Origin of the sequence: Streptomyces yatensis (assembly GCF_018069625.1) — a bacterium.
GTDB classification, from domain to species: domain Bacteria; phylum Actinomycetota; class Actinomycetes; order Streptomycetales; family Streptomycetaceae; genus Streptomyces; species Streptomyces yatensis.
This window is the reverse complement of the sequence record NZ_CP072941.1, coordinates 4058541-4082229: the sequence shown is the minus strand read 5'-3', so window position 1 is coordinate 4082229 and position 23689 is coordinate 4058541. Positions and strand designations below refer to the sequence as shown.

18 protein-coding genes are annotated in these 23689 nt (G+C 71.6%); 5 read left to right on the top strand and 13 right to left on the bottom strand.

All coding sequences use genetic code 11. The annotated features are described in order from the left end of the window. Positions 1-110: 110 nt before the first annotated feature. Complete coding sequence (locus J8403_RS16615) at positions 111-431, bottom strand: type II toxin-antitoxin system antitoxin (protein ID WP_425519897.1); 321 nt, start codon at positions 429-431, stop codon at positions 111-113. Then, entirely contained in the window at positions 377-1333 is a 957-nt protein-coding gene (locus tag J8403_RS16610; protein ID WP_211123868.1) for an SPFH domain-containing protein, read from the bottom strand. The genes J8403_RS16615 and J8403_RS16610 overlap by 55 nt, the downstream gene beginning before the upstream one ends. A gap of 231 nt (positions 1334-1564) precedes the next feature. Between J8403_RS16610 and J8403_RS16605 the strand changes: the two genes are divergently transcribed. Then, entirely contained in the window at positions 1565-3793 is a 2229-nt protein-coding gene (locus tag J8403_RS16605; RefSeq protein ID WP_211123867.1) for a transglycosylase domain-containing protein, read from the top strand. Between the two features lie 82 nt (positions 3794-3875). On the opposite strand, the gene J8403_RS16600 is transcribed toward J8403_RS16605, so the two are convergent. The 3 genes from J8403_RS16600 to J8403_RS16590 all read right to left on the bottom strand — a co-directional run bounded on the left by J8403_RS16600 (position 3876) and on the right by J8403_RS16590 (position 8118). Then, entirely contained in the window at positions 3876-5318 is a 1443-nt protein-coding gene (locus tag J8403_RS16600) for an Nramp family divalent metal transporter (RefSeq protein ID WP_211123866.1), read from the bottom strand. Positions 5319-5410: 92 nt separating this feature from the next. Continuing rightward, positions 5411-7207 carry a bifunctional sugar phosphate isomerase/epimerase/4-hydroxyphenylpyruvate dioxygenase family protein gene (locus tag J8403_RS16595; protein WP_211123865.1) on the bottom strand — a complete coding sequence of 599 codons (1797 nt, stop codon included), beginning with the start codon at positions 7205-7207 and terminating at the stop codon, positions 5411-5413. Positions 7208-7209: 2 nt separating this feature from the next. After that, the gene (locus J8403_RS16590) at positions 7210-8118 is read right to left on the bottom strand and encodes a shikimate dehydrogenase (RefSeq protein ID WP_211123864.1); all 909 of its coding nucleotides are present in this window, start codon (positions 8116-8118) and stop codon (positions 7210-7212) included. Between the two features lie 114 nt (positions 8119-8232). Between J8403_RS16590 and J8403_RS16585 the strand changes: the two genes are divergently transcribed. Next, positions 8233-8880 (top strand): TetR/AcrR family transcriptional regulator, encoded by a 648-nt coding sequence (locus J8403_RS16585; protein WP_211123863.1) that lies wholly within the window; start codon positions 8233-8235, stop codon positions 8878-8880. A 55-nt stretch (positions 8881-8935) separates the two neighbouring features. Here J8403_RS16585 and J8403_RS16580 read toward each other — a convergent pair whose 3' ends face one another. From J8403_RS16580 to J8403_RS16555, 6 genes are all read right to left on the bottom strand, one after another. Continuing rightward, entirely contained in the window at positions 8936-11392 is a 2457-nt protein-coding gene (locus tag J8403_RS16580; RefSeq protein ID WP_211123862.1) for a SpoIIE family protein phosphatase, read from the bottom strand. A gap of 57 nt (positions 11393-11449) precedes the next feature. Next, positions 11450-12169, bottom strand: coding sequence for a class I SAM-dependent methyltransferase (locus J8403_RS16575; RefSeq protein ID WP_211123861.1), 720 nt, complete (start codon positions 12167-12169; stop codon positions 11450-11452). 134 nt (positions 12170-12303) lie between these two features. Continuing rightward, complete coding sequence (fomD, locus tag J8403_RS16570) at positions 12304-13005, bottom strand: cytidylyl-2-hydroxypropylphosphonate hydrolase (protein ID WP_211123860.1); 702 nt, start codon at positions 13003-13005, stop codon at positions 12304-12306. A gap of 68 nt (positions 13006-13073) precedes the next feature. After that, positions 13074-14492: a class II fumarate hydratase gene (locus J8403_RS16565; RefSeq protein ID WP_211123859.1), complete on the bottom strand. Its 1419-nt coding sequence runs from the start codon at positions 14490-14492 to the stop codon at positions 13074-13076. Positions 14493-14570: 78 nt separating this feature from the next. Continuing rightward, positions 14571-16808 (bottom strand): bifunctional polysaccharide deacetylase/glycosyltransferase family 2 protein, encoded by a 2238-nt coding sequence (locus tag J8403_RS16560; RefSeq protein ID WP_425519797.1) that lies wholly within the window; start codon positions 16806-16808, stop codon positions 14571-14573. 137 nt (positions 16809-16945) lie between these two features. After that, positions 16946-17728, bottom strand: coding sequence for a hypothetical protein (locus J8403_RS16555; RefSeq protein WP_211123858.1), 783 nt, complete (start codon positions 17726-17728; stop codon positions 16946-16948). Positions 17729-18014: 286 nt separating this feature from the next. Between J8403_RS16555 and J8403_RS16550 the strand changes: the two genes are divergently transcribed. After that, complete coding sequence (locus tag J8403_RS16550; RefSeq protein WP_211123857.1) at positions 18015-19109, top strand: chitinase; 1095 nt, start codon at positions 18015-18017, stop codon at positions 19107-19109. 128 nt (positions 19110-19237) lie between these two features. Here the strand turns inward: J8403_RS16550 and J8403_RS16545 are convergent, their stop codons facing one another. Continuing rightward, positions 19238-20941, bottom strand: a complete 1704-nt coding sequence (locus J8403_RS16545) for a fumarate hydratase (protein ID WP_210565913.1) — start codon at positions 20939-20941, stop codon at positions 19238-19240. A gap of 219 nt (positions 20942-21160) precedes the next feature. Here J8403_RS16545 and J8403_RS16540 point away from each other — a divergent pair, with 219 nt between their 5' ends. Next, a complete protein-coding gene (locus tag J8403_RS16540) occupies positions 21161-21913 on the top strand; it encodes a DUF1707 SHOCT-like domain-containing protein (protein ID WP_211123856.1) in 753 nt (250 codons plus the stop codon). Between the two features lie 179 nt (positions 21914-22092). Further along, complete coding sequence (locus J8403_RS16535; protein WP_020868722.1) at positions 22093-22449, top strand: WhiB family transcriptional regulator; 357 nt, start codon at positions 22093-22095, stop codon at positions 22447-22449. 98 nt (positions 22450-22547) lie between these two features. Here J8403_RS16535 and glpX read toward each other — a convergent pair whose 3' ends face one another. Beyond that, positions 22548-23579: a class II fructose-bisphosphatase gene (gene glpX, locus J8403_RS16530; protein ID WP_211123855.1), complete on the bottom strand. Its 1032-nt coding sequence runs from the start codon at positions 23577-23579 to the stop codon at positions 22548-22550. Positions 23580-23689: the final 110 nt, after the last annotated feature.

Here is a 23689-nt window from a genome sequence, read left to right as displayed (position 1 = left end):
TGCGTATACCTGGGGTGTATAGACGCGCTGTAGAGTGCGTTACCGCAGGTCAGGGAGGTGTGGGCAAGGTCAGGGTCGATGCGGTGCGCGGCTGGGGCCCCTCGGGCCCCTCAGGGCCCCTCGGAGGGGCCCGCGCCCTCGGCGCCCTCGGCGGACCGCCGCGGCGGACGGCCCCGGCGCGGGATCGGGCGCGCCGCGCCGGGCAGCCGGCCCGCCTCCGCGAGCGCCTTGCGCAGCAGGAACTCGATCTGCGCGTTGGCGCTGCGCAGCTCGTCGTTGGCCCAGCGCGCGAGGGCGTCATGGATGGCCGGATCGAGCCGCAGCAGCATCTGCTTGCGCTGCCGCGGCTGCCGTCCCTTCGGTCCGCTCTCGTCCGTCACTGGTACAGCGTGCCCGTGTTCAGAACGGGCTGCGGGGAGCGGTCCCCGCAGAGCACCACCATCAGATTGCTGACCATCGCGGCCTTGCGCTCCTCGTCCAGTGTCACGATCTCCTCCTCGGTGATCCGGGCCAGCGCCGCCTCGACCATGCCGACCGCGCCATCGACGATCTGCCGGCGGGCCGCCACCACCGCGCCCGCCTGCTGGCGCTGGAGCATCGCGGAGGCGATCTCCGGGGCGTAGGCGAGGTGGGTGAAGCGCGATTCGATGATGCGGACCCCGGCCGCCTCGACCCGGGCGTGCAGTTCGACGGCGAGCTTCTCGGTGATCTCCTCGGCGTTGCCGCGCAGCGAGAGGGCGTCCTCGTCATGGGCGTCGTACGGGTACTCGATGGCGATGTGGCGCACCGCGGCCTCGGTCTGGGTGGAGACGAACTCCAGGAAGTCGTCCACCTCGAACATCGCCTGGGCGGTGTCCTCGACCCTCCAGACGACGACCGCGGCGAGCTCGATCGGGTTGCCGTACGCGTCGTTGACCTTGAGTACCGGGGTCTCGTGGTTGCGCACCCGGGTGGAGATCTTCTCGCGGCTGGTGAGCGGGTTCACCCAGCGCAGCCCGTCGGTGCGGATGGTGCCGCGGTAGCGCCCGAAGAGCTGGACCACCCGGGCCTCACCGGGCGCGATGGTGTTGAGGCCGCACATGGTGAGGATCGAGGCGATGATCACCACGATGCCGGAGACGATCAGCAGGGTGGACCCGGCGCCCTTGTGGTGGGAGGCGACGGCGGCCCCCGCGAAGATCAGGCCGACGCCGCCCGCGAGTCCGGCCATGCCCCCGAGCAGGGCCAGCCCGCCGCTGACGTTGCGCGCGGGCCGCTCCCGGACGTGCGGCTCCGGAAGGGCCGGTATGTCGGCCTGGTCGGTGATGCCCTCGGTGGAGGTGGCGTCGGCCATGGGTGGGTCCCCGTTTCCGTTCGGTGCTGCGGGTGCGTTCCCGCTCCTATCAAAGTGATAGCACATTACGCGCTCCTGGCAACCCTTGGCGCCCGTAAGCCGTCAGTTCCCTTGGAGTGGGTGCTTTTTGTCACCTTCGGAAAAAGCGAGATCGATGAGCATTTGAGGGTTGTTGCGGTGTTAGCTTCATGAGCTGGCCTGGGGGGCTTATGGACTGGAGCGGCGGGAGCGATGGGTAGAGCGGAAGAGCGACGCGCGCGGCAGAAGGGCGCTCGCAGAGCCAAGCGGGCGGCGAAGTCGGGGGGCATACGCCGCTTCTTCACCTGGAAATGGGTGCTCGGCTACGTCCTGGGGTTCTGCGCGTTGCTCCTCGGGACGTTCTTCGTCCTCTATCTGTGGGTCGATGTTCCCCCTGCCAACGCCGCGGCCAAGGCGGAGGCGAACATCTACAAGTACAGCGACGGCACGATCATGGCGAAGACGGGCGACGTCAACCGTGAGTCCGTACCGCTGTCCAAGATCCCCAAGAAGGTGCAGCACACCTTTGTCGCTGCCGAGAACAAGGACTTCTTCAGCGACTCCGGCGTCTCGTTCACCGGCACCGCGCGCGGTCTGATCAACACCGCGCTGGGCCGGGGCAAGCAGGGTGGTTCGACCATCACCCAGCAGTACGTCAAGAACTACTACCTGAGCCAGGAACAGACCGTCAGCCGCAAGCTGAAGGAACTGGTGATCTCCCTCAAGGTCGACCAGCAGAAGTCCAAGGACTACATCCTCGCGGGCTACATCAACACCAGCTACTACGGCCGCGGCGCCTACGGCATCCAGGCCGCCGCCCGCGCCTACTACGACAAGGACGTCGAGGACCTCAGCGTCGCGCAGGGTGCCTATCTCGCGTCGGTGCTCCAGGCACCCAGCCAGTACGACTGGTCGGCGGCGGGGCCCAAGGGCAAGAAGCTGGTGAAGGCCCGCTGGAACTACGTCCTCGACAACATGGTGGATAAGGACTGGCTGCCGAAGAGCGAGCGCGAGGGTATGAAGTTCCCCGTGCCCGTCGGACCGCGCCCCATCGCCGGACGCGACGGCCAGGCCGGCTACCTCATCGACGCCGCCCAGAAGGAACTGATCAAGGCCGGGGTCTCGGAGAACGAGATCGAGGCCGGTGGCTGGACGATCACCCTCAACATCGACAAGAAGAAGCAGAAGGCGCTGGAGAAGGCGGTCCGCACCGAACTGACCGACAAGCTGGACCCGAAGAAGCGCACGGTCGACAAGCACGCCCAGGTCGGCGCAACCTCGGTCGACCCGAAGACCGGCGGCATCGTGGCGATGTACGGCGGTGCGGGCTACACCGACCACTACTTCAACAACGCCACCCGCTCGGACTACCAGCCCGCCTCCACCTTCAAGCCGCTCATCCTCGCCTCGGCCCTGGAGAACGGCTCGACCACCCAGGACGGCACGCCGATCACGGCGAGCACCATCTACGACGGCACCAGCAAGCGGCCGGTCAAGGGCTCCCTCACCGGCTTCGCCCCGCCCAACGAGGACGACAAGTCCTACGGCCCCATCTCCGTCCAGAAGGCGATGAACAACTCCGTCAACTCCGTCTTCGCGCAGATGGCGGTGGACGTGGGCCTGGACAAGGTGAAGAGCACCGCCATCGACCTGGGCATGAGCAAGGACGCGGGCGGCTTCGATGTGCGCCCCGCGATGTCGCTGGGCGTGATGGGCGCCAGCCCCAAGGAGATGGCCGGGGTCTACGCGACGCTCGACAACCACGGCAAGACGGTCACCCCGGCGATCGTGAAGTCCGCCGAAAAGGGCGATGAGCGGCCCCAGTTGCCCGATCCCACCAACGGCCAGGCGATCAGCCGCGGCGCCGCCGACTCCGTCACCTCCGTCCTCACCGGAGTGGTCGACGACGGCACCGGCCAGGCGGTGCGGCAGCAGGGCCAGGCGGTCGCGGGCAAGACCGGCACCTCCGACGACAACAAGTCGGCCTGGTTCTCCGGCTACACCCCCGACCTGGTGACCTCGGTCGGCATGTTCGGAGAGGGCGACAAGCAGCAGGTCTCGCTCAAGGGCACCGCGGGCGGCGGCCGCGTCAACGGCGGTGGCTTCCCGGCCGAGATCTGGGCCGCGTACACCAAGGCCGCGCTGAGCGGCCAGGACGCCTCGAAGTTCGACCTGGACACCGACATGGGGGCGGCGGTCAAGCCGCCCCCGTCGCCGAGTTCGAGCGACACCTCGGAGTCGCCGTCGTCCAGTCCGTCGGCGAGCGAGTCCGCCAGTGAGTCGCCCTCGTCGTCGCCGTCGTCCTCCCCGTCCGACAGCGGGTCGCCCTCCGCCACGTCCTCGGGGTCGCCGTCCGCGCCAGGCTCCCCGAGCGCGCCCGACCCGTCGACTTCGTCCTCGGGTGACGACGCCGGCGGCGTTCTCCGCAGAGACCAGCAGTGACGGCCCGGTGCGGGCGTGCCCCTCGGCACGCCCGCACCGGACCGCCTGGCCGTAAGGCCGGAAGGCCGAAAGGCCCCGTGGGTCAGAAGTTCGCCTCGATCTGGCTCTTGAGCATCGCGAGGGCGAAGAAGCCGTAGAAGCCGATGGCCAGCAGCATCATGCCCAGCCGTGAGCCCCGCAGCCGTACGGCCGCGGGCAGATCGCGGCGGTTGAGCCGGATCAGCAGCACCGAGTAGACGAGGGTGACGACCGAGGCGGTGCAGGTGGAGATGGTCAGCAGCACGATCGGCTGGTTCACCCCGGACAGCAGGATCGCCGAGCCGATGCCCACCTCGGCCCATACGACCGCGAAATACAGCCGCCCCTCGGTCCAGAAGGCCGACTCCCGCAGGTAGTTGCGCCTGGCGAAGTCGCTGACCACCCGTCCGATGACGTCGAGCAGACCGATCGAGGCGGCCCAGAGCGAGACCGTGGCCACCGCGAAGAACACGATCTTGAGCCAGTCGCCCACCTGCTGCCCCAGCAGATCCCCCTGGATCCGCAGGAACGTCGGGCTGTTCTCCACATCGTCGCGTCCGAAGAGGGTTTCGTACGCGAGCATGCTCATCAGCCCGATCGTCACCAGGCAGACCACGAAGAACGACACGATGTGCTCGGTGTTGGCCCGGCGCCACCACACCCGCCAGCGGGCCAGGTTCGCCTCGTCCTGCGGGAAGGCGTAGCGGTCGGCGCCCGACGCCTCCGACTGGCCGGTGATGGGGGAGACCAGCTTGGGGACATGGGCGCCCATGCCGTAGCCCTTGTCCCGGATCCAGTTGCTGAGCACCAGATTGTGCACCCCGCCCGCCCCGGCCGCGCCGATCGCGCTGAGGATCATGGTGAAGGTGATGCGGTCCGGGATCCGCCCGGCGCCGGTGACGGTCTGCTCGCCCGCCGTGCTCCAGGTGTGCCAGCCGATGACGGCGACGGCGATGACCGCGAGGAAGAACAGCGTCAGCCCGACCTTGACCACCTCGACCTTCTCGATCGTGCGGTAGACCACCGGTGAGACGGTCAGCACCACCCCGAAGCCCACCAGCGAGCCCACCGTGATCCAGGTGACATCGCCGCCGCCGGTCAGATAGGTGAGCACCGTCGAGCCGGAGGTGGCCCAGCCCGGCCAGACGTACTGGAACGCGCCGGCCAGGCAGATCAGAATGCCCCATGCCTTGGACCAGCGGGAGAAACCGGCGACCACGGTCTGCCCGGTGGCCAGGGTGTAGCGCTCGATCTCCAGATTGATCACGGTCTGGATGACGAGGGTCACCACCGCGAGCCACAGCAGCCCGAGCCCGCCGATCGAGGTCAGATACGGCCACAGGATGATCTCGCCCGCCGCCATGCCGATCCCGACGGCGACGACCCCCGGGCCGACCATCGTGCGCAGCGGCGGTGGATCGGGCAGATCGAGCAGATCGGGTGGCGCGTCGGCGGGGTGGGCCGGGCGCTCGGCGGATGGTGACGGTGTCGACGGCGCTGACGACATGGCGGCTCCTCGGGGGGACGGCGAGGTCGGTACGGGGACGGGGAAAGGGGGTTGGCGCTACTTCAGCGGTGTGCAGCGGTGTGCAGTGGTGCTCAGCGGGTGCGGGCGTGCTGCGCGGCCAGGCGTACGGGGGCGTTGGCCGCGCCGTAGCCCTGGTAGCCGTCGATCCGCTGGACGATCTCGAAGAAGACCCGGCCGACGGTGGCCGTGTACAGATGCAGGAAGGTGCCGCTGTCGTCCTGGTCGTAGAGCAGGCCGAGTTCGCGCAGGGTGCGGTGGAGCCCGGGGTCGAGCTCATGGCGCGCTTCGAGGTCGTCGTAGTAGTTGTCGGGGATGGGCAGCAGGGGTGCGCCGAGTTCCCGCAGCCGGCGCGCGGTGGCGAGGATGTCCCGGCTGTGCAGCGCGATGTGCTGCCACAGGGAGCCGGAAGGACCCGAACCCGGCCGGACCTGGGCCACGTTGAGGGCGAGGCGCACCGAGCCGTCCGCGTTGGACACGGCCCGGCTGCGCAGCAGCCCGTACGGATCGGCCAGCTCCAGGGATTCGTGCGGCCGCAGCCCCAGGACGGCGCGGTAGAACAGCGACGCCTCGTCGAAGTGGTGCCGGGGCTGAGTGAGCGCCACATGGTCGATATGGGTGATGCCGGCGGGGGAGGCCGCGTGGGCGCGCGGGGTGAAGTCGCCGGTCCAGCTCGGGTGGTCGGGGTGTTCGGTGCGGCAGAAGAAGAGCTCGGTGGAGTCGGGTGCGGCAACCGCGTCCAGCGGGGCGTCCGCCACGGCGCGGTGGCGCGGCAGGACGGGGGAGAGCAGGGCCCGTGCCCGGCCCGTGGACGAGGCAGGGTCGGGGGTCTCCAGGCCGATGGCGGCGAGCGCGGGCTCGGGGTGGCCGGTGGTGGCGTCGAGGCCGGAGTTGAGGACGATCCGGGCCTCGCCCTGCTCCCACAGCTCCACGGGCTTGGAGTGGTGGCGGCCGGTGCGGGCGAAGCCGAGCCCGGTCAGCAGCGCGGACAATTCGGCTCCGCCCGAGGCCAGTTCGGCGAAGGCGAAGCCGGTGGGGACGACGGGGGCGGGAAGCTCGGTGCGGCCCGCGGCCTCCTCCAGGGCGATCAGCGAGCGCAGCGCGTCCACGGCGGTGCGGGCCGTATCGCCCTGCCGGAAGACGTCGTTGAAGACCTCCAGGGACAGCGGTCCGTCGTAGCCCGCCCGCAGCACGTGTTCCAGCAGCCCCGCCACGTCGAAGCCGCCCTGCCCGGGGAAGCAGCGGTAGTGGCGGCTCCACTGGAGGACGTCCATGGCCATCAGCGGGGCGTCGGCGAGCTGGAGGAAGAAGATCTTCTCGCCGGGGATCTCCTCGATGCCCTGGGGGTCCGAGCCGCGCGAGAGGATGTGGAAGCTGTCCAGGCAGGTGCCGAGCGCGGGGTGGCCGGCCTCCCGCACGATCCGCCAGGCGTGGTCGTAGGTGTTCACATGCCGTCCCCAGGCCAGCGCCTCGTAGGCGATGCGGATGCCGTGGGCGGCGGCCCGTTCGGCGAGCAGCCGCAGCTGTTCGGCGGCGAGGGCGTCGTCGTCGAGGGCGGCGGGGGAGACGCTGGAGCACACCAGCATCAGATCGGCCCCGAGCCGCTCCATGACCGCGAACTTCTTCTCGGCCCGGCGCAGATTGCGGGCCAGCAGGTCCTCGTGGACGGCCTCGAAGTCGCGGAAGGGCTGGAAGAGGTCGATGGTGAGGCCCAGTTCGGCGGCGCGGTCCCGGATCCGCTCGGGGGACAGCGGGCTGGCCAGCAGGTCGTTCTCGAAGATCTCGACCCCGTGGAAACCGGCGGCGGCGATGGCGGTGAGCTTGTCCTCGAGGGTGCCGCTGAGGCACACGGTGGCGATGGACTTGCGCATGATCAGCCTCCGGCGGGGAGCTCGAGCAGGTCGGTGAGGTCGGTGAGCATCCGCTCGGCGTCGGGTTCGCGGCCGGTGAAGAGCCGGAAGGCGTCGGCGGCCTGGAAGACGGCCATGCCGCCGCCGTCCAGGGTGCGGCAGCCGGCCGCGCGGGCGGCGGTCAGCAGCGGGGTGACCAGCGGGCGGTAGACCACCTCGGCGACCCACAGCCCGGGCCGCAGCAGCCCGGCGGGCAGTGGCAGCCCGGGGTGGGCGGCCATCCCGGTGGGGGTGGCGTGCACCAGCCCGTCGGCGGCATCGACGGCCGCCGGGAGCCCGCCGTCGGGCACGGTACGGACCCGGGCGGCGCCGAACCGTGCCGCCAGCGTCCCGGCGAGCCCGGTGGCCCGCGCCGGATCGGTGTCGGCCAGCGTCAGCCGGTCGGCGCCGACGGTCAGCAGCGCGTGGGCGACGGCGGCGCCCGCCCCGCCCGCCCCGAGCAGCACGATCTCGCCGGGGGGTGCGTCGGGCAGACCGCGGGCGAAGGAGCGGGCGAAGCCGGACCCGTCGGTGTTGTGGCCGATCGCCCGGCCGTCCTCGCCGAAGACCACCGTATTGACCGCGCCGAGCAGCGCGGCGTCCTCCGACAGCCCGTCGAGGTGACCGATGACCGTCTGCTTGCAGGGATGGGTGATGTTCAGCCCGTCGAAGCCCAGCCGGGCGGCGGCCCGCACCAACTCGCCGACCCCGTCCGGGCCGAGGCCCAGCGGATCGATGTCGATCGTGCGGTAGAGATACCGCAGCCCGTGGCGGTCGGCCTCGCGCTGGTGCAGGGCGGGGGAGAGCGAGGGGCCCACGCCGGAGCCGATCAGCCCCACCAGACAGGACTCCCGGCCCTTCGGTGACTCCCGCTGGTGTGCGCTGCCCCGCATACGGGTGACCTCCTGCGTTCCGGATTAATGTACGAACTGGTTCGTTAGTAGCTCGGACAGTAAAAACCCCGGGACGCCTTCCTGTGAACCCCCTGCACGTAGAGTGGGCCCAGCATGAGCGATCAGCCGCCGAAGAACAGCCGCCTCCGCGACGCCGTCCGCACCCAGGCCGAGATCCTGGACGTCGCGACCCGGGAATTCGCCGAGCGCGGCTACGCCGGGGCCCGCGTCGACGAGATAGCCGCCCTCACCCGCACCACCAAGCGGATGATCTACTACTACTTCGGCGGCAAGGAGCAGCTCTACATCAAGGTCCTGGAGCGTGCCTACACCGGTATCCGCGAGGCCGAACAGGCCGTGGACGTCACGGGTCTGGACCCGGCCGAGGCCATCCGGCACCTGGCCGAGCTGACCTTCGACCACCACACCGCACACGCCGACTTCATCCGGCTGGTGTCCATCGAGAACATCCACCGGGCCGAGCACCTGGTCAAGTCCGAGACGCTGGCCAAGGCCGGCACGCCGGTGATCGACCTGATCTCCGGGATCCTCGCCCGCGGCCGTGAGCAGGGCGTCTTCCGGAACGACACGGACGCCGTCGACGTCCACATGATGATCAGCTCGTTCGCCGTCTTCCCGGTGGCCAACCAGTACACCTTCGGCACCCTCTTCGGCCGCGACCCCCTGGACCCGGAGCGCCGCGCCCACTACCGCCGGATGCTCGGCGACATGGTGGTGGCCTACCTCAGCGCGAGGTCCTGAACCGTACGGCCCCGCACCGGGCGGCCCGGGACCGTACGCCTCACGACCGTGCGCCTCACGGCATCGCGAGCTCGAACCAGACGACCTTGCCCGTGGACAGCCGGGTCGCGCCCCAGCGCCGCGCCATCCGGTTCACCAGATACAGCCCGCGGCCGCCCTCGTCGGACGGCCGGGCCTGGCGCAGCCGCGGCAGCTGGGGGACGTCGTCGCCGACCTCGCAGCGCAGCACGTCCGTGCGCAGCAGCCGCAGCGTGATGGGCCGCTCGGCGTAGCGCACCGCGTTGGTGACCACCTCGCTGACCAGCAGCTCCACCGCGTCCGTCAGATCGTCCAGGTCCCAGCGGGCCAGCGCGCGGCGGGCCAGCCGGCGGGCCTGCCCGGCGGTCTGCGCCTTCGGGTCCAGGAACCAGTAGGCGACATCGCTGGGCGCGATGCCCTCGAAGCGGGCGGCGAGCAGCGCCACGTCGTCGTCGCGGTCGCCGGGGCCGAGCATGTCCAGCACCTCGTCGCACAGCGGCTCCAGCGGCGGCGGGTTGGGGCCGGTGAGCCGGGCGGTGGCGGTCAGCCGCTCCCGCAGCTGCTCGATCCCGGTCCACACATCGCGCATCCGCGATTCGACCAGCCCGTCGGTGTAGAGCATCAGGGTGGCCCCGGCCGGGGCGTCCAGCTCGACCGCCTCGAAGTCGACCCCGCCGACCCCGATCGGCGCCCCCGGCGGCACCCGCAGCACCTCGGCGCGGCCGCCCCGGTGCAGCAGAAGGGGCGGCGGATGGCCCGCGTTGGCGACCACGATGCGGTGCGCGACCGGGTCGTAGACCGCGTACAGGCAGGTGGCCATGCGGTCGGTGCCCAGCCGCTGGGCCTGCTCGTCGAGGTGGTGCAGCACCTCCTGCGGCGGCAGATCGAGCCCGGCCAGGGTCTGCGCGGTGGTGCGCAGCTGGCCCATGATCGCGGCGGAGGTCATCGAATGGCCCATCACGTCGCCGACCACCAGCGCCACCCGGTTGCCCGGCAGCGGGATCGCGTCGTACCAGTCGCCGCCGACCCGCGCGGTCTCGGCCGCGGGCAGATAGCGGCTGGCCAGCCGGACGCCGGTGGGCTGCGGCAGCGAGTCGGGCAGCATGGTGCGCTGCAGCTCGTCCGCGATGTACACCTCGCGCCCGTACAGCACCGCCTTGTCGACGCCGAGCGCGGTGTGGGTGGCGAGCTGCGCGGCCACCAGCAGATCGTCCGGTTCGAACGGCGGCCGGTCCGGGCGGCGTACGAACACGGCCGCGCCGATCACCCGGCGGCGGCCGCGCAGCGGCGCCAGCACGGTGCGCTGACCGGTCGCCACCGAGGGGCCTTCGCCGAGCAGTTCGGGCAGCGCGGCGCGGGCGGCCTGGGAGTCGCCGAAGACCGGCCGCACCCCGCGCAGCACCTCGGCCAGCGGACCGCCCGCCTCCACCTCGCACAGCTCGGCGGCCGGGCCGCCGCCCACGGCGGGCGACAGATCCGGCTGGGAGGGCAGCAGCGAGAGCCGGCCGCTGTCGGTGTCCGGGTCCAGCGGGATCCGGTCGGTGCGGCGCAGCCGCAGCACCACCGGGCCGACCGGGCGCTCGTCGCCGACCGGCAGCGGATCGCGCAGATACACCAGGATCGCGTCGGCGAAGGTGGGCACGGTGGCCCGGCACAGGCCCAGCACGATCTCGTCCAGGTCGATGCCCCGGGCGATCCGCCGGGTCGCGGCCCCCACGAACCGCAGCCGGTCGCCGCCCCGGTCCCGCGTGGCGGCCTCGGCGGCGGCGGTGGATCCGCCCGCGGGCGGCGCCGTGGGCACTCCGCCCTCCGGCGCGCTGTACGTCACCTCGCCCGCCGAGGCGGCCGCCGCGTGGGTCTCGACGGCACGCTCCGGGTGCTCGCCCGCGCCGGCGCCCCGGCGCGCGGCTTCCCGGCCCCGGCCGCCGCTCTGGGCGGCCGGGGGCTGCTCGTCGGGGCCGGTGCCGCCGCTCGGCCCTCCGGGCCGGCCCGACGCGCCCCTTGCGGCATTGCGATCCGCGTCCCACACAGGCTCGCCCTCCGGTGTGCCGTGCTCCGGCTGCGCCGGGTGCTCGCTCTCCGCCGTGTTCCGGCGCTCCCTGCCTCCGCCACCGCGCGCCGCGGCGGCGCCTGGCCGCCCGTCGGTGCCGTCGGTGCCATTGGCGCCGTCCCTGCCGCGGCCACGGCGCCCGCGCCCGGTCCGGCCGGCGCCGTCGGGGGCGCCGCCGCGCTCTCTGGCGCGCGGCAGGGGCTCCCCTTCGGGGCCCGGGGGTCCGTCATGGGCCGCCGGGCCCGCGGATCCGGCGCCGACCGGACGGGGCGCGGCAGGACGCGGGCGGCCGTCGCCGGGCTCCTGGCCGGGGGCAGCCGTCTGCCGCACGGCGGTCCGCGGGTCCGGGACCGCGCCGTGCGCGTCGTCGGGCGCGGGTGCGCCCGGGGCGGCGGCAGAGGTGGCCGCCTGCCGCCTGTTGTGGGAGGTGGGGTGCTCCGTCACGCGTGGGTTTCCATCCGTCCGGGGCCGTGCGCCCGCAGGTCGTGGGCGCACCGAGTGTCAGGCACGTCGTCGGCAGTTCAGATAGAGCTGGATCTCGGGTGGTACGTCCGTGCTGGCCGGGGCGTACGCGTGTGAGTCCTCCCCGGCGATCTCGAAGCCCGCTTCGCGTACGACCTGGCGCAGCTCGTCCCGCAGATAACCGGATACCCGGACCGAGTTGCCGAGGAACGGGATGGGGAAGTCGTCGATGTCCGCCTCCACCATGCCCAGCCCCAGCAGCCCCCCGGGTCTGAGCACCGCGTGCAGGGTCCGCAGGGCGTACGGGATCTCCTGGCGGGGCAGCAGCAGCAGGGTGAAGTACGCGGCGATGCCGTCGAAGGGGCCGAGCTCCCGGGGGCCTCCCGGGCCGTACCGGCCGCCCACCCGCAGATCGACGATGTCCACATGGTGGAAGGTGGCCTCCGGCACATTGTCCCGGGCCAGCTTGAGCATCCCCGGGGAGATGTCGATCCCGACCACCTCGTGCCCCGCGTCGACCAGCTGACGGGCCGTGGGCAGGCCCGTACCACAGCCGACGTCGAGCACCCGGGAGCCGGGCGGCAGCGATTCGGCCAGCCACTGGCCGGCCGCGAGCTGGCCCTCCTTGTACGGAAAGGCCTCGTCATAGCGGTCGCCGATGGTGTCGAAGGCGTCCGCCTGACCGCTGCGGTCCAGTGCGAGGCGGTCGAAGTCCTCATAGCCCTCGTAACCGTCCCCGCACGCGTCCTCACCGCTCACGACTCCGCCCCCTCCTGTGACAATACGTCAGATCTTGCGCATCGCCCGTGACTTGCGCCGGCGTCTGGTGTCCCGCATGGGCAGTGTTCCGGACGACGATCCTACGTTTGAAACACTGGGACACGACAAGAGGTTCATGACCTCGAGTGTGCCGAGGTGTGCTTGTTGTCCGTACGGCCCCAGTCCGCCGGAAGGGCGGGCACGGACCATGCGGGGTCGGGCCGCCAGTCCTCCCACCCGTCCCGGAACGGCGCTCCCCAGGACTCGATGGCCGCCACGGCCGCCCGGCCCGCGGTCCGGACCCGCTCCGCCTGCTCGGGGCCCATCAGCCCGGCCCGCTGCGCCTGCGCGAACTCGTCCTCGTCCTTCCATTCCCAGCTGCGGTCGGGGTAGACCGCGATGTCCAGGAAGTGGTCCTCGGAGTCCACTCCGCGGGCCCAGCGGACCAGGGGCTCCTCCAGGTTCACGTACCAGTTCTTGAACTGCCAGCCCTGGTCCCAGAACAGCCAGACCGACCACGGCTCACCGGGCCGCGCCAGCTTCAGCACCCCGGTGCCGAACCACTGGGACAGCGCGGTGGTCCGCGGCTTGGTGTAACGGGTGGACAGCGGCTCGTGGTGCACCGAGGTGCCGTCGGTGAGCTGCGGTTTGACGCAGGGGGTGCCGGGGGCGAGCCAGACGGCGAGCAGCTCGGCGGTGTCCTCGACGACGGTCACGGGACGGCAGATGTGGATGAGCTCGGAGGCGTTGGCCCGATAGCGCCACAGGATATGGTCACCCGGTGCCCACCGGGCGATGTCCGCCGTCCCCGTCGTCTCCGCGATGTCCGCTGTCATGAGCAGATCTTAGGTGCGCCGGGGCCGCGATGCCGTGACCTATGCCGCAACCGGCGGCCAACGCCCGGCTAAGGATGCGTCATGCGCAGGACGTCCAGCGCCTCGTCGAGCTGCTCCACCGTCAGCAGCCCGCGCTCCACGTAGCCGGACTCCAGCACCACCGCCCGGATGGTCTTGCGCTCCGCCAGCGACCGCTTGGCCACCTTCGCCGCCTCCTCGTAGCCGAGGTAGCGGTTGAGCGGGGTGACGACGGACGGCGAGGACTCGGCGTACTCCCGGGCCCGCTCGGCGTTGGCGGTGATCCCGTCGACGGTACGGTCCGCGAGCAGCCGGGAGACATTGGTCAGCAGCCGGATCGACTCCAGCAGATTCTTGGCGATCACCGGGAGCATCACATTGAGCTCGAAGTTCCCGGCGGCCCCGGCCATGGCCACGGTGGTGTCATTGCCGGTGACCTGCGCCGCGACCATCAGCGTGGCCTCGGGGATCACCGGGTTGACCTTCCCCGGCATGATCGAGGAGCCGGGCTGCAGATCGGGCAGGGCGATCTCGGCGAGCCCGGTACGGGGGCCCGACGCCATCCAGCGCAGATCGTTGGAGATCTTGGTGAGGCCGACCGCGATCGTCCGCAGCTGCCCGGACGTCTCCACCAGCCCGTCCCGCGCGCCCTGCGCCTCGAAGTGGTCCCGGGCCTCGGTCAGCGGCAGCCCGGTGGCGCGGGCCAGCTCGGCGATGACGGCGGCGGCGAACCCGGGCGGGGTGTTGATCCCGGTGCCCACCGCCGTACCGCCCAGCGGCAGCTCGGCCAGCCGGGGGAGCGCGGCGCGCAGCCGCTCGATCCCGTACCGCACCTGCGCCGCGTAGCCGCCGAACTCCTGACCCAGGGTCACCGGAGTGGCGTCCATCAGATGGGTGCGCCCCGCCTTGACCACCTTCGCGAACTCGGCCGCCTTGCGCTCCAGCGCCTCCGCCAGATGGGCCAGGGCCGGGATCAGATCGCGGGTGACGGCCGCGGTGGCCGCGATGTGGATCGACGAGGGGAAGACGTCGTTGGAGGACTGGCTGGCGTTCACATGGTCATTCGGGTGCACCGGGCGGCCCAGACGCTCGCTCGCCAGGGTGGCCAGCACCTCATTGGTGTTCATATTGGACGAGGTGCCGGAGCCGGTCTGGAAGACGTCCACCGGGAAGTGATCGTCCCAGCGGCCCTCGGCGACCTGGGCCGCCACCTCCGCGATGGCCCCCGCGATGTCCTTGTCCACCACGCCCAGATCGGCGTTGACCAGGGCGGCCGCGCCCTTGATCCGGGCCAGCGCCTCGATGTGCGCCCGCTCCAGCCGCTGCCCGCTGACGGGAAAGTTCTCCACCGCCCGCTGGGTCTGGGCGCGCCACTTGGCGTGCGCCGGGACCCTCACCTCTCCCATCGAGTCGTGCTCGATGCGGTAGCCCTCCTGGGGGCTGTCGTCGCGGTGGCTCTCGTCGGTCATGGGGACACCTCCGTCCAGCACAGCGTCATCACGCCACCCCGTGTTCCCGCGCCCGACGTGCCGAACGAGTGAGCCCGGTCACCGTACGGCCTCCGGCGCCCGCGGGGTCTCCACCTCACCGGTGCGCTTGAGCTTCTGCCACGGCAGCAGGGCGCCGGTCGCCGCGGTGACACAGGAGTGCAGCAGCACCAGATACATCAACTGGCGGTAGGCGATCTGCTGCAGCGGCAGTACGGCCAGTGCCCGGTAGTTCTCGCGGTCCAGCCGGAACGCGTACGCCGCGCCCAGCAGCTGCACCAGCAGCAGCGCGCCCCAGGCCAGCAGCGAGCGCACCGGGTCCAGGAAGATCACCCCGTAGAGGGTGAAGAGGTCGATCAGCGGCGCGCACAGCGGGGTGAGGATCTGGAAGAGCACCACCAGCGGCATCCCCACCCGGCCGAACCGCCCCGAGGGCCCCCGGTCGATCAGCGACCGGCGGTGCTTCCACAGCGCCTGCATGGTGCCGTAACTCCAGCGGTAGCGCTGCTTCCACAGCTGGCCGAGCGAGCTGGGCGCCTCGGTCCAGGCGCGGGCGTGCTCCTGGTAGACCACCTGCCAGCCGGCCCGGTGCAGGGCGATGGTGATGTCGGTGTCCTCGGCCAGGGTGTCCGCGCTCATGCCCCCGGCCTCCAGCAGCGCCCGGCGGCGGAAGGCGCCGATCGCGCCGGGGATGGTGGGCATGCAGCGCAGCAGGTCGTACATCCGCCGGTCGAGGTTGAAGCCCATCACGTACTCGATGTGCTGCCAGGCGCCGATCAGCTTGCCCCGGTTGCCCACCTTGGCGTTGCCCGCGACCGCGCCCACCCGCGAGTCGGCGAACGGACGGACCAGCTCACGGATGGTGGTGGCCTCGAAGACGGTGTCGCCGTCCATCATCACGATCAGCTCGTGGCCGGCGTGGGCGATGCCCCGGTTGAGCGCGGCGGGCTTGCCCGCGTTGGCCTGGCGCAGCACCCGCACGTTGGGCAGCCCCATCGCCTCGGCGATATCGGCCGTGCCGTCGGTGGAGCCGTCGTCCACGACCAGGATCTCGATCGGGTGGGTGGAGGCGGACAGCGACTTCAGGGTGTTGGCGATGCACTCCTTCTCGTTGTACGCGGGCACGATCACGCTCACCGGATCCGTCACCTCCTGCACCCGGCTCCAGCGCCGCCGCTCCCGCGAGCGCCGGTGCCACCAGGCGAGGACCACCATCAGCAGCAGCCGCCCGATCACCGAGAAGCCCACCAGCCCCAGCAGCGCCATCAGCGCGGGCAGCGCGCTGTGGGTGAACGCGGCGGCCCAGATCAGCGCCCGGCCCTCCCAGATCGGCACGGTGCGGGCCGGGTGGTTGGCGCTGTGGGCGCCGAGCGCACCGGTGACGGTGGTGAAGGAGTAGCCCTTCTTCTGCATCCGCTCGATGTACAGCCCCAGAGCCTTCACGGTCCGCGCGCGGTTGCCGCCCGCGTCGTGGAAGAGCACGGACGCGCCCTTCTTCCCCTCGGGAGTGGCGTTCTGGACGATCTCCTTGACCGGGGGCCGCTGCCAGTCCTCGCTGTCGGTGTCCACGAACGCGCTGATGTAGCCCTTGGAGCCGATGTGCTGCTGCACCGGCCAGGTGCGGTCGTCCAGCGCACGGACCTTGGAGGCGTACGGCGCGCGGAACAGCGAGCTGGTGATGCCCGCCGCACCGGCCAGGGCCAGTTGGGACTGGGCCAGTTCGCGGTCCATGCGCCCCTTGTCCTGGTACGACAGGTCGACATGGGAGAAGGTGTGCACCCCGACCTCATGGCCCGCGGCCCGCATCCGGCGGACCAGCTCCGGATGGCGGACCACCATCTGGCCCAGTACGAAGAAGGTCCCCCGCACTTTGTGGCGGCGCAGGACGTCGAGGATCTCCGGGGTCCAGCGGGGGTCCGGGCCGTCGTCGAAGGTCAGCGCGATGGTCTTGGACGGGATGGCGTGCTCGGTGGCCTTCCCCTTCCGGTCGAAGGTGATCACCGGCCCGCCCTTGCGCAGCCGGTCGGGGACGGTGCGCGAGGCGTGTGAGCGGTACACCCGGGCGTCGTTGCCGACCTCGGCGTGCAGATAGCCGTCCAGCAGCAGGGTGCACACCAGCGCGAGCAGGGTGGCGAGGGCGAGCACCATCCGGGTGCGGGTGCGGAGCTTTCGCAGCTTGACGGTACGGAGCCCGGGAGCGTGGCCGCCGACTTTGAACAGCTTGGGGGTGCGGAGCCCGCCCTTGACCCGGAGCCTGCTTGTGACCCGGAGCTTGCCCATGACCCGGAACCTGCCCATGACCCGGAGCCTGCCCGTGAGCCTCGCGGCGCGGCGCCCGGAGCCGGTCAGCCGGAACACCGCGCGGGGCGCGCCGTCCTGACGGGGCGCGGGGGGTCGGCGGCGCGGCCGCGGCAGCCTCGGCGGTCTGCCGCCGCTCATGACTCCTCGCCCTCGGCCTCGGGGGTGCCCGGCCCACCGGCCGGGTTGCCGCCGCCGGCGGGCCCCTGGGGGCCCTTCGGGGGCTTGGGCGCGTTGGCCTGCGGGGGCTTCTGGGTCTGGGGCTTCTGGGGGGAATTGGCGTGGCCGGGCTTCGTGGCGTGGCCGGGCTTCGTGGTGTGGCCGGGCTTGGTGGTGTGGCCGGGGGCCTGCGGGCGGCCGGACCCCTTGGCCGGCGGCTTGGAGGTGGCCGGGTGCTTCTTCGGCGGGGTGTGCGACGCGTCCACGGGGTGCTTGACGGGCGGGTGGGCGGCCGGATGCGAGGGCGCGTGGGGGTGCTTGCGGTGCCCCGCGGCCCGGTGTTCCTCAGCGGACTGGCGGGCGCCGGGGCGGGGGTGCGCGGGGGAGTGCCGCGGCGCCGCGCGGTGGGCCTTGGGCGGGGCGGGCTGCGGGGGCGCGGGCCGCGGCCGGGTGGTGATGGGGGGCAGGGCCACGGGCTCCCGGGCGGCCTGGGGCTCCGGACGCCCGGAGTCGTGCCGGTGGCGCTGGTGCTGACGGTGGGTCGGGGCGTACGCGTACTCCCGCGCGTCCTCGCGCCGCTCATGCGATCCGGAGGGCCCCGTGCGACCCTCCGGGCTGTGCTTCGGCTGCCGGCCGAACGCCTCGGTGGAGACGGGATGCCCGGGGATCAGCGTCTGCGGCGCGAACGGCGTACCGCCCGCGTAGCCCAGCCCCAGGACCGCCGAATAGCCGAGGCAGGCGGCCCCCGCGACTACGCCCACATGTCGTACCAGTCGGCCACGGCGCCCGGAGAGGTCCACGAACACGGGCCCCTTCCGGGCCACGTCAGCGCGGAGGGGACGCGAAGGCGCGCGCTCGGCCACATCTGACTGAGGATCCATACGGAAGAGGCTAATGCAGAAAATACGACATGCGACATATAAGTCAAACATGCGGTGTGTCATAGTTCAGTAGGCTTCACGGAATATGCGAGGTTTGGCGAGGAGAACGGCTCGGGCGGCGCAGCCCCCGGCGCCTCGTACCGGACCGCAAGAAGGAGCCAGAGCCATGAGGGCCAGCCCCCGCATGAGCGGAATCGCCGTGGCCGGCGCGGTGGTCTGCGCCACCATCGCCGTATGGGCGGGACACCACAAGCAGTCGCCCGAGCCGCACGCCGCGCCCTCACCGCCGCAGGCGTCGCAGCCCCCCGCGGCGCGGCCACCCGCCGAGTTCGTGCCGTACGTCAACGCCTGGTCGGACTCGGGGTACGACATGGCCGCCGCGGCCGCCCGCGGGGTCAAGGAGTTCACCCTGGGCTTCGTCGTCGCGGGCGACGGCTGCGCCCCGGTGTGGGACGGCGGCACCTCGCTCGACGACGAGGCGCTGGAGGCCCGGGTCGAGGGCGTCCGCCGGGCGGGCGGCGACGTACGGATCTCCTTCGGCGGCGCCGAGGGCACCGAGCTCGCCACCGTCTGCACCGACGTCCCCGAACTCGCCTCCGCCTACGCCGAGGTGATCGAGCGCTACCAGGCACACCGGATCGACTTCGACCTCGAGGGCGAGGCGCTCGCCGACCCCGAGGCCGCCGCCCGCCGCGCCCAGGCGCTCGCGCTGATCCAGCGCACCCACGAGGGCCTGAACATCTCCTTCACCCTGCCCGCCATGCCCGACGGGCTGACCGCCGACAGCGTCGCCCAGTTGGAGGCCGCCAAACAGGAGGGGGTCATCCTCTCGACCATCAACATCATGGCGATGAACTACAGCGGGAACCATACGGGCGACATGGGCGACTACGCCGTCCAGGCGGCCACCGCCGCACAGGCCCGGATCCGCGAGGTGCTCGGCATGTCCGACGCCGCCGCCTGGAAGGTGCTCGCCGTGACACCGATGATCGGGGTCAACGACGTCACCGGCGAGACCTTCACGCTGGAGGACGCGTCCGGGCTGGCTCGGTTCGCCGCGGACAAGGGGATCGGACGGCTGTCGATGTGGTCCGCCGAACGCGACCAGCCGTGCACCCCGGACATGACCCAGTCGGCCACCCCGACCGACCCCACGGCCGGTGCCGCGGGCCCCGAGACGGCCGAGAACGTCGTCCCGAACACCCGCTGCAGCGGCGTCACCCAACGCCCCGGAGCCTTCGAGGCAGCGCTGAGAGGCTGACCGATCCAGCCCGTCCGGCGCTTGAGGACAAGGCCCACCCGGGCCGGCCGGGGGCTTGGGGCGCAGCCCCCGGGATGGGACGGGTAAGGGCGGCGGGGCGCATCCACGCCCCCGCCGCCCCCAAAGCGTTACGCCACCCCGGGCCCCCGCACCGGAATACTCGTGAACGTCGGCTGCGGCGCCGGATCTTGGAAGAAGTCGTTCCCCTTGTCGTCCACCACGATGAACGCGGGGAAGTCCTCGACCTCGATCCGCCAGACCGCCTCCATGCCCAGCTCCTCGTACTCGAGGACCTCGACCTTCTTGATGCAGTCCTGCGCCAGCCGCGCCGCCGGACCGCCGATCGAGCCCAGGTAGAAGCCGCCGTGCGCGGCACACGCGTCGGTGACCTGCTTCGAGCGGTTGCCCTTGGCCAGCATGACCTTCGAGCCGCCCGCCGCCTGGAACTGCTCGACGTACGCGTCCATCCGGCCCGCCGTCGTCGGCCCGAACGAACCGGAGGCGTAGCCCTCGGGGGTCTTGGCCGGGCCCGCGTAGTACACCGGGTGGTTCTTCAGGTACTCGGGCATCTCCTCGCCCGCGTCCAGCCGCTCCTTGATCTTCGCGTGCGCGATGTCCCGGGCGACGACCAGCGTGCCGGTGAGCGAGAGCCGGGTCTTGACCGGGTGCCGGGTCAGCTCGGCCAGGACGTCGTCCATCGGCCGGTTGAGGTCGATGGCGACCGCGTCCAGGTCCGGGCCCGCGCCCTTGGTCAGCTCCTCCTCGGTCGTCTCCGGCAGGAAGCGCGCCGGGTCGGTCTCGAGCTGCTCCAGGAAGACGCCCTCCGGTGTGATCTTGGCGAGCGCCTGGCGGTCGGCGGAGCAGGAGACCGCGATGGCGACCGGGCAGGAGGCGCCGTGGCGCGGCAGCCGGACCACGCGGACGTCATGGCAGAAGTACTTGCCGCCGAACTGCGCGCCGATCCCGATCTTCTGCGTCAGCTCGAAGACCTTCTCCTCCAGCTCCTTGTCGCGGAAGCCGTGCCCGGTCGGGGAGCCCTCGGCGGGCAGCTCGTCCAGGTAGTGCGCGGAGGCGTACTTGGCGGTCTTGAGCGCGTACTCGGCGCTGGTGCCGCCGACCACGATCGCCAGGTGGTACGGCGGGCAGGCGGCCGTGCCCAGCGAGCGGATCTTCTCCTCCAGGAACTTCATCATCGATGCCTCGTTCAGCACCGCCTTCGTCTCCTGGTAGAGGAAGGACTTGTTGGCCGAGCCGCCGCCCTTGGCCATGAAGAGGAACTTGTAGGCGCCGCCGTCGGTCGCGTAGAGCTCGATCTGCGCGGGCAGGTTAGAGCCGGTGTTCTTCTCCTCCCACATGGTCAGCGGGGCCATCTGGGAGTAGCGCAGATTGAGCTTGGTGTACGCGTCGAAGACGCCCCGCGACAGGGCCTCCTCGTCGCCGCCTTCGGTCAGTACGTTCTGCCCGCGCTTGCCCATGACGATCGCGGTGCCGGTGTCCTGGCACATCGGGAGCACCCCGGCGGCCGCGATGTTGGCGTTCTTCAGCAGGTCCAGCGCCACGAAGCGGTCGTTGGCGCTGGCCTCCGGGTCGTCCAGGATGCGGCGCAGCTGGGCGAGGTGGGCGGGGCGCAGATAGTGCGAGATGTCGTGCATCGCCTCGGCCGCGAGCTTGCGCAGCGCCTCCGGCTCGACCTTCAGGAAGGTGCGCCCATCGGCCTCGAAGGTGCTCACGCCGTCGGAGGTCACCAGGCGGTACGGCGTGGTGTCTTCTCCCAGGGGCAGCAGGTCCGAATAGGCAAACGCTGGGTGGGCGGGACGGGAGACGGGGGGCATCGCGGCCATTCCTCACTCGACAGGGCTTCGGCTGACTTCGTCGACAGCGCGTTCATAAGCGTAGAACGGGGCGGCGGAACGGGATCTGTGAGGTAGGGCTCAGTAGCGGGGTCGGCCGCGGGCGCGGGGACGAGCGCGGGGACGGGTGGGGGAAGGATCAGGGATCCGTCAGGGATCGTCCCCTAGTCGCGATAGATCGCGACTGGATACCCTGAGTCCGTGGATGAGCAGCAGCCCGTGCCCCTGACCAAATCCGCCCCCGCACCCGCCACGGCGGCCCCCGCGCCCGTCACGGCGGCCCCCGCGGTCGCCCCGGCTCCGACCCCGGCTCCGGCTCCGACTCCGGCCCCGGCGTCCGCGCCCGTCGCGGAGGGGGAGTTGCGCGCGTCCGACGCGGACCGCGACCGGATCGCGGACATCCTGCGGGAGGCCCTCGCCGAGGGGCGGCTCCAGCCGGAGGAGCACGCCGAGCGGATCGACGCGGTCTATCGCGCCAAGACCCTCGGCGAGCTGGAGCCCCTGGTGCGCGATCTGCCCGCCGCCCCCGACCGCGGCACCGGCCCGGCGCCGGCCCACGACGCGGAGCCGGACTGGGCGCGCACCGTGCCCGAGTCGGAGAACCTGGTGGCGGTCTTCGGCGGTTCGACGCGCAAGGGTCGCTGGCGGGTCAGGCGCCGTACGAACGCCCTGGCGGTCTTCGGCGGCGTCGAGATCGACCTGACCGAGGCGGTCTTCGAGCACCGGGAGATCGTCATCAATGTCGTGGCGGCCTTCGGCGGGGTGGACATCAAGGTCCCGGAGAACGTCTCGCTGCGCGGCTCGGGCGCGGGCATCCTCGGCGGTTTCGACGTCAGGACGTACGAGGCGCAGGACCCCGACGCACCGGTGATCCACGTGACCGGGTTCGCGGTCTTCGGGGGTGTCGAGGCCAAGCCCAAGCGGGGAAAGCGGCTGAAGAACCTGCGGGCATAAGCCCTGAAGAACGAGCATGCGCGGGGGAAGTTCCGGGTGGGACAACGGTGTGCATAAGCGCGCGCACAGCGGGTAAGGCTTGGTGCATCGTCTCTCGTACGGCTGATGGGGGTGCTCACGGGGCCGTACACCTCGAGGCGGGCAAGGGTGACCACCGGAGCCGTCGTCAGGAGTAGACCGTGCTGCAACCGCATCAGCCCCTGCTGGAAGCCGCCGTGCCCCCGCAGCGCGTTCCCGCGCGCGATCAGGCCGGCCCCTGGCACTCGGAGGCGGTGTGCCGACGGGACGAGGCCGGGCTGTTCTTCGCTCCTTCCAAGGAGCCCACGGCTGCCAGGCTGTCGCGGGAAGAGGCCGCCAAGCGCGTCTGCGCGCGCTGCCCGGTCATGGTCGAGTGCCGGGAGCACGCACTGCTGCAGCCCGAGCCGTACGGCGTGTGGGGCGGGCTGACCGCGGCCGAGCGCCGGGTCGTGCTGGCCCGCCGCCGGCGCCGGGAGGCGGAGCTGCAGCGCGCGGTGCGGGTCGCCGCCGCGGGCTGAACTCTTCGGGACCAGGGCCGGGCCCCGCCGGGAGGCGGAGCCCGGCCCTTGTCATGTGCCGTCGGCGTTACCCGCTGTCTGTGTGACGTACCGCGCGCTCAGCTGGGCCGTTCGAAGTCGACAGCGGCGTAGGCGCGCAGCTTGGCCAGCCGGTGGGTGGAGTCGATCTGCCGGATGGTGCCGGACTTGGACCGCATGACCAGCGACTGGGTGGTGGCGGTCTCCGCGCGGTACCGCACCCCGCGCAGCAGATCCCCGTCCGTGATGCCGGTCGCGACGAAGAACACGTTGTCGCCGCTGACCAGGTCGTCGGTCTCGAGGACCTGGTCGAGGTCGTGGCCCGCGTCCAGGGCGCGCTGCCGCTCCTCGTCGTCCTTCGGCCACAGCTTGGCCTGGATGGTGCCGCCGAGGCACTTGATCGCACAGGCCGCGATGATGCCCTCCGGTGTACCGCCGACGCCCAGCAGCAGGTCCACGCCGGTGCTCTCGCGCGCGGCCATGATCGCGCCGGCCACATCGCCGTCGGAGATGAACTTGATCCGGGCGCCCGCCTCCCGGATCTCCTTGACGATGCCCTCGTGGCGCGGCCGGTCGAGGACCACGACGGTGACGTCCTCGGGGCTGGACTTCTTGGCCTTGGCGATCCGGCGGATGTTCACGCCAGGGGGAGCGGTGATGTCGACGAACTCGGCGGCGTCGGGGCCGGTCACCAGCTTGTCCATGTAGAAGACGGCCGACGGGTCGAACATGGTGCCGCGCTCGGCGACCGCGAGCACGGAGACGGCGTTGGCCATGCCCTTCGCGGTGAGCGTGGTGCCGTCCACGGGGTCCACGGCCACGTCGCACTCCGGGCCGGTGCCATCGCCCACGCGCTCACCGTTGAAGAGCATCGGGGCCTCGTCCTTCTCCCCCTCTCCGATGACGACGACGCCGTTCATCGAGACGGTGTGCACGAGGGAGCGCATGGCCTTCACGGCGGCGCCGTCGGCGCCGTTCTTGTCGCCGCGGCCCACCCAGCGGCCGGAGGCCATGGCACCCGCCTCGGTGACCCGGACGAGTTCCAGGGCGAGGTTGCGATCGGGAGCCTCGGGGCTGACCTCGAGCTGGGAGGGGAGATGATGCTCGGTCATCGGAGCGCACCTTTCTGTACGGCGACGGACCGGGAGGTCCCTCCTTCCCGCGTGGGGCTAGGAGGGTGAGGGTGTTCATGACTTTATCCGCTGATTGGCTAAGTGAGCAG